Origin of the sequence: Paenibacillus sp. BC26 (genome assembly GCF_900116125.1) — a bacterium.
GTDB lineage: Bacteria > Bacillota > Bacilli > Paenibacillales > Paenibacillaceae > Paenibacillus_Z > Paenibacillus_Z lignilyticus.
In genome coordinates this window covers 2,047,161-2,061,810 of the sequence record NZ_FPAD01000001.1, presented here as the reverse complement: position 1 = coordinate 2,061,810, position 14,650 = coordinate 2,047,161, and the positions used below count along the sequence as shown (strand labels likewise).

General features: G+C 48.5%; 13 protein-coding genes. 3 read left to right on the top strand and 10 right to left on the bottom strand.

Translation table 11 applies throughout. From position 1 onward, the window contains the following. Window positions 1-39: 39 nt before the first annotated feature. From BM412_RS08850 to BM412_RS08810, 8 genes are all read right to left on the bottom strand, one after another. On the bottom strand, window positions 40-636 hold the full coding sequence (locus BM412_RS08850; RefSeq protein ID WP_091216453.1) for a TetR/AcrR family transcriptional regulator: 597 nt from the start codon (window positions 634-636) through the stop codon (window positions 40-42). Window positions 637-792: 156 nt separating this feature from the next. Next, window positions 793-2,877: a hypothetical protein gene (locus BM412_RS08845; protein WP_091216451.1), complete on the bottom strand. Its 2,085-nt coding sequence runs from the start codon at window positions 2,875-2,877 to the stop codon at window positions 793-795. A 91-nt stretch (window positions 2,878-2,968) separates the two neighbouring features. Further along, window positions 2,969-4,495, bottom strand: a complete 1,527-nt coding sequence (locus tag BM412_RS08840; RefSeq protein ID WP_091216448.1) for an extracellular solute-binding protein — start codon at window positions 4,493-4,495, stop codon at window positions 2,969-2,971. A gap of 80 nt (window positions 4,496-4,575) precedes the next feature. Then, entirely contained in the window at window positions 4,576-5,436 is an 861-nt protein-coding gene (locus BM412_RS08835; RefSeq protein WP_091216446.1) for a carbohydrate ABC transporter permease, read from the bottom strand. Beyond that, window positions 5,430-6,290, bottom strand: coding sequence for an ABC transporter permease (locus BM412_RS08830; protein ID WP_256256356.1), 861 nt, complete (start codon window positions 6,288-6,290; stop codon window positions 5,430-5,432). The genes BM412_RS08835 and BM412_RS08830 overlap by 7 nt, the downstream gene beginning before the upstream one ends. A 228-nt stretch (window positions 6,291-6,518) precedes the next feature. After that, entirely contained in the window at window positions 6,519-8,276 is a 1,758-nt protein-coding gene (locus BM412_RS08825) for a cache domain-containing sensor histidine kinase (protein ID WP_091216441.1), read from the bottom strand. Between the two features lie 30 nt (window positions 8,277-8,306). Next, window positions 8,307-9,842, bottom strand: coding sequence for a response regulator transcription factor (locus BM412_RS32485; protein ID WP_256256202.1), 1,536 nt, complete (start codon window positions 9,840-9,842; stop codon window positions 8,307-8,309). 112 nt (window positions 9,843-9,954) lie between these two features. After that, on the bottom strand, window positions 9,955-10,518 hold the full coding sequence (locus BM412_RS08810) for a TetR/AcrR family transcriptional regulator (RefSeq protein ID WP_256256355.1): 564 nt from the start codon (window positions 10,516-10,518) through the stop codon (window positions 9,955-9,957). Between the two features lie 235 nt (window positions 10,519-10,753). Between BM412_RS08810 and BM412_RS08805 the strand changes: the two genes are divergently transcribed. The 3 genes from BM412_RS08805 (at window position 10,754) to BM412_RS08800 (ending at window position 11,801) form a co-directional block, all read left to right on the top strand. Then, window positions 10,754-11,383, top strand: coding sequence for a sterol desaturase family protein (locus tag BM412_RS08805; protein ID WP_177245725.1), 630 nt, complete (start codon window positions 10,754-10,756; stop codon window positions 11,381-11,383). Continuing rightward, on the top strand, window positions 11,364-11,501 hold the full coding sequence (locus BM412_RS32075) for a hypothetical protein (protein WP_177245724.1): 138 nt from the start codon (window positions 11,364-11,366) through the stop codon (window positions 11,499-11,501). Before BM412_RS08805 ends, BM412_RS32075 begins: the two co-directional genes overlap by 20 nt. Window positions 11,502-11,603: 102 nt before the next feature. After that, entirely contained in the window at window positions 11,604-11,801 is a 198-nt protein-coding gene (locus tag BM412_RS08800) for a C4-dicarboxylate ABC transporter (RefSeq protein WP_091216434.1), read from the top strand. Between the two features lie 198 nt (window positions 11,802-11,999). Here the strand turns inward: BM412_RS08800 and BM412_RS08795 are convergent, their stop codons facing one another. Further along, window positions 12,000-13,091, bottom strand: a complete 1,092-nt coding sequence (locus BM412_RS08795; protein WP_091216432.1) for a GerAB/ArcD/ProY family transporter — start codon at window positions 13,089-13,091, stop codon at window positions 12,000-12,002. Window positions 13,092-13,129: 38 nt separating this feature from the next. Beyond that, window positions 13,130-14,581, bottom strand: a complete 1,452-nt coding sequence (locus BM412_RS08790; RefSeq protein WP_091216430.1) for a spore germination protein — start codon at window positions 14,579-14,581, stop codon at window positions 13,130-13,132. Window positions 14,582-14,650 lie beyond the last annotated feature (69 nt).

The window sequence follows — 14,650 nt, the reverse complement described above, 5'->3', positions numbered from 1 at the left end:
AACGTTCGATCTATTCTGATTGAAAGAAGAAGGCTGAACTTAACCGTTCGAACCTTTATCTCTGCTAACTGCATTCCACGAAGCTTGGATAACATGATCAACGACTTCTGCTGTGAGCTCCTGCCCGTTCTGCTGATATAACTTCAGAATGTAGACGATCGATCCGTAATGCATTTGCACCATCATGCGCGGCTCTAACGCAACGAACATCCCTTCTGCAATCGCCTCTTGGTACAGCCTCTCCATCGGACCGCACCAGCCGCCATTAATGGCTTCCTGCTTGGTCTGTTCATAAATATATGGAGAGAAAGAATATTGCTCAATAAACCGAAAGCCCTTCGGATAGTTCAACCCCAGCTCGAATACATTTCGCCAAGCAAGTTGAAACCGATCCTTAACGGAATCGGATTGGTTCAGGTTTCTTGTTACGTACTCACCGTTAAACAGTACGATGGCTTTGTAAAGTTCATTGATGATATCTTCCTTGCTGCTGAAATAGTGATAAATATTGCCGGTTGAGACACCGGAATCCTTGGCGATCAATGACATCGAGGTGGCCTGCAGCTCCTTGTCAATGATCAAATGAAGCGTAGTTTCCAAGACGGCTTTCTGCACTTTGTTGTATCGTTCGAACATGTTATGCCCCCCTTCGCCCAAAGTAGATCGAATGATCGTTCTAATCTTATTACATTCCTTTTCTCAAGTCAACCTACCGTGGATTGCGATCCATTCCTCCATGCAAAAAGCCGCGATTTCCGCGGCGGTTTAAACAAGTTAATAAGATGATGCTCTTTATCTCCCATTCTCATGAATCGTTTCCAGCTCTGCATTGACGGTCTTCATGATATTTACCATGTCCGTATAGGGCTGATCCTGCTGGTTGACCAGACCGGTATTATAATTCTCGCCATCTTTACGCCCGGTTACTGCCTGATCATAATACCCGAACCAGCCCGAGCCGACGAACAGCGGATGTGCCGATTGACTTTCGATGAATGCTTTGAAAGCCGCGCCTCTCTCTGCGATACTGGCCGTACTTGTCGCCGCGTTTGCCGGCGACAGTCCGCGTTCGCCGGTGCTAAATGTATACTCCAAATTGAGCAGCGGTTTGCCGAAAGCTTCATACCTGGATAGCCAACCTGCATCTTTCGAATATTGGTCTACTGAGAAAGCATCCACATACTCCATGGCTGCGGAATCCCAATCCAGACTGGTCCGCCAAGTAGGAACGATGGAGGAACCTAAGAATAAATGGTTCTTGTCGTATTTTTCGATAATCGATCGGATCGTCGAGAAATACGTTTTGGACGCCAGCTTGATATAGTCCGATACGTCAAGAGAAGGAACTCGCGACAATGCGATCTGCGTATTCATCAACGTCTCGAATGAATCGGCGTTCGTGCCAAGAAGCTGGTTAACTGCAGCAAGATCATTGTTGTATCTTGGCGCAAGAAAGTCCACAAAGGCTTTCTTCGCCGCTGATGACGAATCATACGTCAATATCTCTTTCACAATATCGGTCGTCCACCCTGATTCGTTATCGTAAGTGTAGCCGATCAACCATCGGTCATTCTTCGCCTGTTGAAGCTGTGGGCTCAATGCGCTGTCGATGATGGATTTAGCTTGCGGATCAAACACATCGTACGTCCATTGAATCCTCTCCAAATTCATCGGATCTTGCAAAACCAGTATATAAGGAAACTTGACGTGATTGGGTCTGGTCCATTTGCTAAAAGCATTAAAGCCCCAATCGAGCAAACGCTTCTTGGTGATCTCCTCCCACTTCGACTCATAGTCCCAGCCGTATTTTCTCATGACGTTGGCGATAACAAAACTGACTCTTTCGCCATTTAAGTCACTCGCGTAAGCGGAAGCATACAAGCTCGGATCAGGAAGCTCCTCGAACAGCTTCCGATGCGACCCGTCAGCTGCCTTATATGGCGTACCGTATCCCCACTCCCAAATACTTGTCGCATCCACTCCCTTTAAAATGAATTTATAACCGGCAGGTGTAATAAACCACCATTTTTGATCAATCTGTTCCAGTCGGAAAAATCCGGTCGCTGTGTACTCGCCTCCGCGTTTAATTCCGCCGTACGCGTCATATCTTCGGCGATCCAATGCAACCCTTGACAGCGCTTTCGCCTCATCCGCATAATCCTGCTGCAATTGCGCGTCAGTTGCAATCTTTCCCGCCCATGTTTCATAAATCCATTGCCCGTATTTATCCACCATCAACGCGTCTTTCTTCATTTCAGCCAGCAGTTGTTCGGCGCTGAAAGCAGCAGCCGGATTCTGTCCTTCATCCCCGATGCCTCTGTAAATTTGCACTTCCGTAAGCGGGATATGCTGGTAGGCATTCGAGCGCTTGATGGCAATGACAATAAACCTGGCCGTCTTATTGTCCATCGGGATAATTACCGAATCGTTCAAAGCGGTTCCTGATTTGACATGTTTGCCGGCAATATAGTAATAATCCGTTTCAGCTTCGGCGCGGTATTTGACCGTCAATTGTTTATATCCCCAATAACTGTTAGGCGAGTTCAGCACGAGCCGGATGCTGTCCAGCGGGTAGTCCTTCAGCAGGTCAAACGCTGCATACACCGTTCCATTAGCTGTCGCGCTCCCCATCCAACCGGCATAGGTCGTCGTTAAGCCGTCAAGTAGTTTGCCGTTCTCCGACGATACTAGGCCGGTTGCGCCATTATCGGGAGAATTTCCTGCATTGGGTGCAGGGCTGAAATAATAGTTTCCTGTCATAAGCTGCGACCCTTCCGCATGAGTACCACTTCCGGAAGGGAGGAACGAGAATAACAGCAGAAACACCAGAAATAGTCCAAGAGAATCGCCTCGATACCTTCTATACCATTTACTCATAATTTACCTCCGCCTTCAGAGTCTTCGCCAATGCTGAGTTGGTAAATTAATCCTAAAGAGCGTATATCCCCATATGAAGCGTTCTTCCTTCTTATTTGCCGTAACCGAGCTCCTGCAGCTGTTTGACCGAGGAATCCATGTACGTTTTGTAATTCATGCTCGACTCAAGCGTCTTCAGGAAGCTGTCGTACCCGGTCAGCGGGGTTTTGCCATAGATGAATTTCACGAATTCTTCTTCGATGAACCGCTTGCTGTCCGCCGGATTATAGCCTTCGGGATTGGTCAGGAATCCGTTCAGAATTTGAATTCTCGGCTGGCTGTTTGCGAATTGGATAAATTGGGATTGCGGCGCGAATTTCGTCTCCAGGTAGGTCATTTCCGGTCGGCCGGTAAACTGGTACAGCCAAGTGAAGCCAGCTTCCTTCCCCATCAGCTCGGTCGGCGTGACCTTGTCGCCTTCGAGATTATAGTGCGTTCCGTTGATCCCGAACTGCACCAGCATCGATCCTTCCTTGCCGGAGACGTAGTTTAGCAAATCGAATACTTTCTGCAGCTTTTCTTTGTTGTTTTCCAACGCCTTCGGGATCGCATAGATACCGGTAGTTCCTCCTAGATCGTACGGGCCGTCGTATTGTCCGCCCGGCCCTTTCGGAGGCGCGATCTGAATCCAATTGGCGTTTGGATTTACTTTCTTGATTTGCTCCGTAAATTGATCCTTGCTCAAATTCGGCCAATCAATCCAGACGATTCCGGCTTGCCCCTTGATTGCCTTCTCTTGATGCTGAAGCCCCGTATTGGCCATAATTTCCGGATCGACCGCACCGGTATCGTTCAACTGCTTGATAAAGGCGAGTGCGTCTTTCATTGCCGGGTCATACAGGGAGTTGATCAGCTTCCCGTCCTTCACGTAGAACGTGTCCGGATCCCCTACGCCGAAAGCGCCGAAGATAGGAGCGAACGTGGAAAGCTTGCTGCCGGTAAGCCCAAGAGAATCTTTCTTGCCATTGCCGTCAGGATCCTGCTCCGCGAACGCCTTCACCACATTCAGAAATTCTTCGATTGTGGTGGGAGGTTGAAGGCCAAGTTTGTCGAGCCAATCCTTGCGAATCCAATAGGTGTTGTACGGAATACTGGGGGCTTTCGGGACGGCGTACACTTTACCGTCAATCGTCGTCTTCTTCAAGCTCTCTTCGCCGATATAATCCCTAACCGGCTGCAGCTTATCCGTATAAGGCGTCAAATCGAGCACCAGTCCCTGCTCGACGAATTGTTTGAGCGACGCGCGATCCGTTACTTGAAATAAATCAGGAAAATTACCGGATGCCAGGCGCACATTCAATTGGTTTTTATAATCATCTGCAGACGCGTATACGGTTAAATTCAAATCCGACTGAAGGGCCTTATCGATGGCTTGTTTAATAAAGTCCTTGTCGGGCGTCGGCAAATTGTTACCGGTTTCAATAATGTCGAGCTTGACCGCAGCTTGCGACGCGCCGGAAACCTCTTCCTTGTTCGTTGACTTCGGCGAATTCGAGGACTTGTCGGATGAACAGCCTGCAAGCACGCTGCTTATAAGCAAGATGCTTAGCATGACGGTAACTGTTTTCATTCTTTTCATGATTGAGGAACCCCTTTCTGTGAAACCCTTCTATTGTTAAACCGGCTTTTCCCGTTCCTGCAGTAACAGGTTGCCGAGCTTCAACCTTTAACGGAGCCGAGCAGCATGCCTTTAGTAAAATGCTTTTGCATAAATGGATAAACCATGATAATGGGCAGGCTTGCCAGAATAACGGAAGCCATTTGCAGCGTTTCGCTCGGTGTCATATTGTCGGCATTTTCGAGCGGTTGCTGCGTTTGAATCAATATTTCACGAACGACGACCTGAAGAGGGAACAAATTCCGATCCGTCACATACATAATCGCTTGAAAAAATTCGTTCCAGTGGCCCACCATATAGAACAATCCGATAGTCAGCGTTACGGGTACCGAAAGCGGGACGACGATCTGCAGCAAGATCCGAAATTCTTTAGCCCCGTCCATCCTTGCGGATTCGAACAACTCCTCTGGGAGCGACTCGTAGAAGCTTTTCATGATGAGCACGTTGAAGCTCCACACGAGATTCGGCAAAATCATGGCCCAAATCGAATCCAGGAGCCCGATCGACTTGACCACCAGATAAGTCGGTATGATCCCGCCGCTGAACAGCAGGGTAAAAACCACCATCATCAGAAAAAAGTTTCGTCCCGGGAGCTGCTTGCGACTGAGCGGATACGCCATTAAAGCCGTGATGATCATATTCAGAATCGTGCCAATAACGGTAATCAACACCGTGACTCCAAAGGCGCGGGGGATATTCGATTCCATAATTAGCTTGCGATACGCGTCAAAGGTGATCGATCGCGGCACTAGTATGAAACCTCCGTTTCGAAGCACTTCACTAAACGGTGTGAGCGAAACCGACAGCACATACAACAGTGGAAATATCGCGGCAAGCCCGCACGCAAGCAGGATGACGAAAACAACGGTATCAGCGATACGGTCATTCGTGCTTTTTACCATATGCCCTCCCCCCACCGCTTCGCAAGTTTGTTTGACCCGAGCACCAATACCAATCCGATTGCCGCCTTAAATAACCCCACCGCCGAAGCCAAACTAAAGTTCAGCTGCTGCAAGCCGGTCCGGAACACCCAGGTATCTAGAATGTCGGCGACGGCATAGACTTGAATGTTGTACATGATATAAATTTGCTCGAAGCCCGCATCAAGGATATGGCCCAGCTTCAAAATCAACAGCATGATGATAACGGTCCGGATGCCGGGCAGCGTAATGTGCCGGATCATCCGCAGTCGTCCCGCTCCATCCACCCGAGCCGCTTCGTAAAGCGTAGGATCGATGCCGGCAATGGCCGCCAAATAAATGATTGCTCCCCAGCCGAGATTTTGCCATATTTCCGATCCGACCAGTATGGACCTGAAGTAGGACGTCGAGGTTAGGAAGGGTATCGTCGTCCCGCCCGCATCCTGCAGCCATTGATTCAACAATCCGGAGCTTTGGGACAACAGTGCGAGCAGAATGCCGTAAATGATTACCCACGAAAGAAAATGCGGCATATAGGTTAAGGTTTGAATCAGCGTTCTAAACCATTTGATCCGACATTCGTTCAGCAGCAGCGCCATCGCAATGGGCGGCAGCATACCGAAGAGCAGCTTGTAAATGCTGATCAGAAAGGTATTTGTAAGCAGTTGCGAGAAATAGGGCGAGTGAAAAAACGTTAAAAAATGTTTGTTCCATGGGCTGGCCCATGGACTTGACCAGATCCCTTCCATCATATTGAAATCTTTGAAAGCGATAATGACGCCGTACATCGGGATATATTTGAAGACGACGTAATACACGAGCCCCGGCAAGAGCATCAAATAAAAAGCCTTGAAGCGCCAAATGTTTCTGCAGAAGACGGAAATTATCCCCGGTTTCCGCGCCGATTCGTGGATCGATTGTGGTGCAATCCGCTGGTTCATAGGTTCACCTCGTATATTTGTAAGCGTATTCATTATCGCAAACCAAGTATAACAAGATGAACATGGTTTCAACTATGCAGTGATCTTGCGAAATAAAGAACAAAACCGACAAATTCTCAGTACTCATCTTCTACTTACAGGGATGCTAATGCATACGACCGTCCCCGCATGGGGTACGCTGCCGATCCTAAGTCCGTAGGAAGCGCCATAATGAATTCGCAATCGCTGGTGGACATTCGCCATTCCGATTCCGGATGTGCGCTCGCTGCCGGGATCAATCATCCGCTCTTCAAGCGCCTTACGCAGCTTCGTCTTCTCCATTCCTGTGCCGTTGTCGCGGATAAAGAATCGCAGTTTCCCTTTGCGTATGGACCCCCGAACATGTATGAGCCCTTCCCCTTTGCGGCTTGGAGCGATTCCATGGAAGACGGCATTCTCCAAGATCGGCTGCAGGGTGAGCTTCAAGATGCTGCACGACAACGCTTCAGGATCGATTTGCTGAATGAATGTGAATTTATCTCCATAGCGTATTTTCTGAATTTGCATATACAAGTTCAGCCCGGCCAGCTCTTCCTCCACCGTTAAGAATTCCGATGTTTTGTCGAAGCTGAACGATAATACGCCGACCAGCGCTCGGATCGTTTCCTTCACCTCTTGCGTCCGGTGCTGTTTGGCCAAACTTCCGATGCAAGCCAAGGTGTTGTACAGAAAATGCGGGGCGATCTGGCTCTGCAGCATCTTTAGCTCGAGCTGTTTCTTCCGCTCTTCCATCTGCTTTGTTTCTTGCAGCAGATTCCGAATCCGCTCCATCATGGCATTAAAGCTCTGGGTAAGCCGTCCGATCTCGTCCTCCCTCTTGACGACAAGGTTCGGAATCACGCCTATATCCTGTACCCGATCCATCTTGATGGCTAACATCCGGATCGATTTGGTCATATAGCGAGACATGGCAAACGCCATGAACAGCAGGACCACAAACCAAATGCTGGCGGCAGCCTTGTAGTTATCGAACAAGCGGATCACGTTCTGATAAAAGTAACGGTCTTTAATCAGCACAAGCAGCGTCCAACCGAGCCGATTCTGTCCGGATTTGACGACAACGAGCTTGCCGGTTGACCCGTTTACTTCGCTTGCAGTGATCGGGAGCCCGGCAAGCTTGCCGACGAACGATTCGGGGAGGTCTTCGTGATACGTGCCCGGTTTTTGCGGCAGTATGCCGTTATCCCGATCGAACGTAACTACCTTGTCCTTATCCGACATAATAACGAACGTCTGATAGGAGCCGGACGTCAATTCGCTTATTTTACGATTCAGATTCTCCAGATTGAGCTCGATGACCGCGACGCCTATTATGTCACCGTTGCTTGAGCTGACAGGTCTGGAGATAGCTACCGTCTCACCGGAGAGCGTCGATGCATAGGGCTGGCTCACGACAGCCGCTCCATAGGTTTTCTGCGATTTATCGTAGATGGATCTTAGCTGCGGATTGCCGATAATCTCATATTTAACCTGGGAGCTGGCGTATACTTTACCATCCTTTCGGATGAGATAAAGCGTTTTCACGAGTGCGCTGTTGTTCTCGGCAATGAACCGCAGCGACTCGGATATTTTGTTGCCGTCTCCTTCTTGAAGCAGCTTGGCATCCGTGGCGATCAGCAGCAGTACATTCCGACTATTATCCAGATACGTGTCAAGAAACTGATTCGTACGCGCGATCAATGTCACGGAGTCCGATACCATTTGATTTTTGAACAAATCGGCAGCCTTGTAGTAATTATTCCAAGCTAATAGAACAAAAAACGTGAACGTGATGATAAATAAAAACAGAAACTGTCTCGTCGCGAGGCTCCAACTCCTGTACCAGCGATAGATCCGGTTCATTCGACATCATCCTTTGTCATCTTCGTCAGCTCACCGCAGCTCGGTCGGAGCTGCTCCTGTCCATTCGCGAAATAGAGCAGAGAAGTATCGGTAGCTCGGAATGCCTACCAGATGCGCAATTTCATATACCCTGAGCGAGCTATTCTGCAGCAGGTCGGTCGCCTTCTCCATTCTTTTTCCAGTCACGAAATCATGAAACGAAACTCCCGTTTCTTCCCGAAATAGTCTGCTCAGATAATGCGGGCTCAGACCGACCTCACGAGAAACGACGTTAAGCGTGAGCGGATTCTCAAGATTTGCTTCAATAAAGGCCTTTGCATCCGCGATTTCTCTGCGACACTTCTTGTTCCTGCCCGTCAACTCGATTTCATATATGATAGCTTCCACCAAATCATTGATGGTAGCAGCACCGAGGATCTGACCCGACACTCTCCACCCACTGGCTTCCTGCCCAGCTTGTTCCCTGTGCCATCCGCGCAGCCAATCCGCAATGAACGTCCGCAGTTCCTCGGGTACAATCCGACTGTTTAACGCCCATTGCACGAATTCCCCTCGGATGACTGCTGTCAATAGCTCCCGGTTCCATTGCGATTTATGCAGCATGGCCGTTATTTCATTCGCCGATTGCTCCTCGAATGAAGCCGGCCCGGTGATAGGTGTCTCAAATACCCGGCCTTCACCATCGTAGAATACCAAATACGGTTTCTCGCAAACGCCGCGGTACCGATCCGCAAATTCAGCGCCTCTACAAATCGATTCGCTTATGACGCTAAAAAGCCTGTATGCACCGCTAAGGAAGGGCAGCCTTCGATCGATCCATTGATATAGATTTTCGATTATCTCCGCTAGTTCTCGCTGTATTCCCGACAGCTTGCCGTTCTCCATGCGGAATACCAACACGCATATGCCGCTGTCACTGTCAGCCGGAACCCAATTAAACGACCTCGTGCGCTCCAGCGAGGTCAGGTATTCTTCGCAAACATGCTGAACGAGTAGTCCGCCGGGCTTACTTGTCTCCACATGGAGCGCAGCAAGCTGTATTGGAAACGTGGTTTGGAATGAGGCTTGCAGCCAGGCATCAAGCTTTCCTTCATCGGCTGACTGACGTGTTAATGTCATCAGTTGTTCGGACGTCTGCCAGCGGTGGCATTCCGTTTCGTTTCGCTGCAGCGTTTTCTCGCGATAAACGCCATCTTTTGCCCGATGTATCGCCTGCGCAAGATCACTGTCCTCCATGGTTACTTTCACAAGGTACTCTGCCGCGCCGAGCTTGACCGCTTCCTTCGCATAAGCGAAATCCGAATGACAGGTAAGCAGGATGACCTGGATATGCGGAAACTCCTTTTTCAAATTACGAAACAGCTCCAGTCCATTCATGACCGGCATTGTAATGTCCGTTATGACGATATCCGGCGCATGGCGGCGGCAAAACCGCAGCGCCTCCTCGCCGTTCTCCGCTTCGCCAACCCATTCGACAGCATAATTTCCCCAGTCGAACAGACGAAGTTCCTGACGTATCGGTAGTTCGTCATCGACAATTAATACCGTTAATAAATCGTCATTCATTCGGTACCACCCCCGAAAGCAAATATCGCAGTGCCGATAACAAAAAGATGGCTTGCACAAAAGCTGCATAACCATCTTATTTTTCGTGTCTATAAACTATTCGTGCACTCGCTTATGCCTCTCCCTTAAGTCCAAAGGTTTGCAACGGACCGAAGGTAGCCATACGGGTTATCAACAACGCCATCTCTCGAGTAGAAATCTGCATGCCATGCGCTAACCAATGCTGAATGACGCCTAAGTTTGCGGATGCCAAGTAGGCAATAATGTACTCGCGCGGCATGGCGATTTGTTCGGACTGAATGATGGACAGCTTGCTATAGATCAGCTTTTCCATAATGCTTCTTATTTGGATGGGATAAGCCGGATCTCCTTTAGGTCCCAAGAGAACTTTGAAAAATATGGCATGCAGCGTAAAGAACTCGAACAATTTCTGGAAAACCGGATCAGGCTCGTTGCGCGCGGCATGTTTCATGAGTTGAATGGGATCGATGTCATTAACGATTCCCAGAATCTCATTAAGCATGTCCTCTTTGCTCAATTCCAGCAAATCGTATTTATCGCGGTAATGCAAATAAAATGTACTCCGGTGCAAGCCGGCCTGCTGCATCAAATCCCGGATCGTTATTGCCTCTAATCCTTTTTCCTCCAATAAGTCAATTAAGGCATCTCTTAGCATTAGCTTCGTTCTAATTATTCTAGGATCTGTCTTGTCCTGCATGTTCTTCCACCTCGAAGTGAACTAATTTCTAAACTAATAAACTTCCTTGCGCAGTGTGTCGGATAATCGACTTTTAAGCGCATCTTGATTATTGAATTTATCCTCCATCTCATTATAATAAACTGTGTGACGACTAATCAACACAAAGTCGATTATATGGGAGGGATTGTATATGAGATCGGAGACGACCCGTATGCAATATACAAAAGAATTTTTAGGCCAGCATCCTATTCGGTTTCTATTCTTTGTTGTCCTCGTTAGCTGCTGCGGGGTCATCGCGACACTCGGCAGTCTATGGACGGTTCCGGCCATTGGCGTTGGTTGTGTACTATTTGTCTTAATCGAATATACGGCTCATCGATTCGTGCTTCATGAATGTCCGCAATTTGCTCCCAAATCCTATCAAGGACATGTTGCTCACCATGAGTCGCCAAGCGACGTGAAGCATTTGTTCGGACCGGTCTCCGTCGATGTGTATGGCTATTTGATTATTTTCTTAGCGGCGTATCTGGTAACGGGGTTTGACTGGCATTTGTCTCTGGCCGTCGTGTTCGGTACATCCGGCTTCCAAATCTATTATCAATGGCAGCATTATATCGCTCATCGCCCCATCGTACCGTTTACTCCTTGGGGGAAATGGATGAAGAAGAGGCACCTGCTGCATCATCATATGGACGAGAAAGCGATGTACGGCGTAACCAACCCTATGATGGATATCGTCTTGAAAACAAACCGGCTTAAGCGTAAAAATCGCATCCCTCAACCTCCTAAAACGAATAAAGGAGATGCTGCGCATGAGCGAAATGACAAGAAAATGGCTTAGTTGGAGCGGTATCGTGTTAGCTGTTATCGGCTGTTTCTTTGCCACTGCCTGGATGGGCAGCATAGCTGTTATCCTCGGACTCATTTGCATGGCTGACGGTCAAACGCCTGTGCGTTGACATGTACGCCAATGGAGTCAGGTTGCCATGATGCGACATACCTACCTTTTGTCGAAGCAAACAACTTGACCCTACAAATCTACTATAATGGAGATGTTGAAGATGAATGAAACTACTGCAAAATGGCTTGGCTGGATCGGTATTGTATTGGCTGTAATCGGATTTTTCTATGCGCCTATCTGGATGGGCGGGATTGCCGTAATCCTGGGACTCATATGCTTCGCTAACCCTAAGAAGGGAATTGCGTGGTGGACCACCATTCTGGGTGTAATTGCCTTGATCATTCCATTATTTCAATAACGAAAACGATTCCCGAAATTAAAAGCCTTTAAACTATAGGTAGGTATGTGACATCATGGCGACCACTGAACCCTTGCGAAGCAAGGGTTCTTTGTTTTAGTTAGGAATTGATTTTCGGTCCCGGTGCATGCTATAGGAAACGGATGAAATGACTCGGATTGGATGGCACCGTGAATAGCGTGCTTTTGATGCCACCTTCTATCCTGTTTTTACGCTAACCCATCGCTTTGCCCATGTCATCGCCATCAAAAGCGCTGGAAGCAAAATGGCATAAATCGCATAATAATCGAACAGATACTTATGGATCCACTCCATATTTTCGATGACATTGTCAAAGTACAGGGAGTATGCCGATATAATCCAAATAAGCGGGAAGGCAACGGCCGCGCGGTTCTTCAAGTTGAACAGCTGACAAATCGCCAGAACAGCGCAATAAAAAAGAATACTTAGCTTGAGAAAGACCATCAGCAGGAAAACAACGGAAATAAGCGCCTCCATATGCTCAATGGCGCTGGAGAAGCGCATCTCACTGAAAATGATGATGATCGGATTAACCAAATGCGAACTCCGGTAAACACCTAAGATGCCTATCGTAAACACGACGCACAGCGAAGTTAGAAACCCTGCTATTCCAATCCCCAGCAGCACCAACTTCCTGGACTTCCGCTCAGTCAACGGCAGAAGCATCATGAACGATATCGTCTCCATGAACGGAAAAGCGATCAAATGCCTCGATGAAATGATGGCCGGCCATAACTGGATTGGGTTGTCCAGATGGAATCGGCTCCAATCCCATTCCCTCAGCATGATGGAGTAAGGAATCCAAAACATAAGCGATAAAATCGGCGCTAGAATCCAACTCACCGACGATATGGCCCCTATCCCCCGCACTACCGCATACGCACATATGACCAGAACCAAAATATTCACAACGGATATCGGTGTCCTGGGCATTAGATTGACGTGCATGAAATCGCTCATATTCCGCGTCACCCATGAAGCGATTTGAATGAAGAATAGGATATAAAGCAGCGATATCCCTCCTCCGATCCATTTCCCGAACAACTTAACGGAAATTTGCACAATGCTCAAGCCTTCGTGACACTTGGACAAATATAACCATCCGCAAGCCAAGATCAATCCAATCACGAGTGCGCCGAATTCAAACAACCATGCGTATTGCTTTGTCTCTGCAATCATTCTCCCCGGCAACAAAATACATGTCGTGCCGACCACGAAGCAATAGACCATCGCAAATAATTGCCACCCTTTCAATTGGGCATTTTCCATGACTTATTCCTCGATTCAATGAAATTGGATTGGATGGATTACCTTTTGGTCCGTTTGGGATGAAAGGCAGCCGGTAAACGTTTCATGAGCGTACGGGGAACCCGAACGAACGTATCTTTCCAGTCAGACAGTAATGGCGGCGCAAGAGGAGCCATGTATGGAACTCCGAACGATTGGATCGACACCATATGGATCAACAAAAAGAAGACACCGCACATGATCCCGAATAATCCAAAAATGCCGGCCAGAATCATGAAATAGAACTGGAGGATCCGCTGCGTGGTCCCAAACCGATAATTAGGCGAAATAAAGTTGGATATGGCCGTAAGCGACACAACAATGACCATCGCCGTGGAAACCAGACCGGCTTCGACCGCAGCTTGGCCGAGGACAAGCGCGCCGACAATGGAGATCGCTTGCCCGGAGATTCGCGGCATCCGAAGTCCGGCTTCTCGAAGAATCTCGAACGTCACCATCATGATGGCTGCTTCTATAAAAGCCGGGAAAGGCACGTCCACGCGCTGTACGGCTAGGCTGATGAGCAGTGTCGTAGGGAGCATTTCCTGATGATAACTAATTACCGCTATATAGAGTGCGGGCACGAATACCGCGAGCAAGAAGGCGAGCATCCGCAGCCAGCGTATCAGAAGGGCGATATCGGCTCGCTGGTAGTAATCTTCCGGCGAGGTGAACAATTGAAAGAACGTGATGGGACCGATGAGGACAAAGGGCGTACCGTCCGTCATGACTACAACCTGTCCCTCCAACAGTTTTGCGGCTGTGACATCCGGTCGTTCGGTGCTGATGAATTGAGGAAACGGAGTCACGCTTTTATCCTGAATCAGCTCCTCGATATAGGCGCTCTCCAATATGCTATCTGTTGAGATGGCGTTTAGGCGGCTTCGAAATTCGTCGACGATTTTCGAAGAGGCGATGTTGCCCATGTAGACCAAGTACAATCTGGTCTTGGTTTGGGCACCAATCGTCAGTAACTCGAATGACAAATGCTCGTTTCGGATCCGTTTGCGAATAAGCGCCACATTGCAGTCAATATCTTCAATGAACCCTTCGCGGGGTCCTTGGATAACGGCTTCTGTCTGCGGTTCGGATACAGCTCTATAAGGTCCCTTGCTGACATCGTAACTTAGAGCGGCTTCTTCTTCGGGAGAAACCAGCAAACAATGGCCGTTCAGAATCTGTTCCAGACAATCGGCTAAAGTCGTTATTTTCTTCTCCCCGAGAAACGGTACGTTCTTCGCGATCCAATCAAGCGGAGGCTGCGCTGTCGAGCCATCCAAGAAGTTCGTTTCAATGGCCGGTTTAATGACCCACTCTTCAATTTTGTTGTCGTCGACGATCGATCCGAGGTAGATGCAGTATAATTCAAAACGGGTAAACAGCTCTAAACGTTTGCACTTCAGATCAGACGAATGTTTGAGACGATTTGAAATTTGGTTTACCAGATCATGGCCCGCATGAATTCCTGACATCTTAAGCCCCCTCAATGCAGCAGTCTTGCATCCAATAACCTTTCCACGTCAATAGAAGGGTATGCAAGA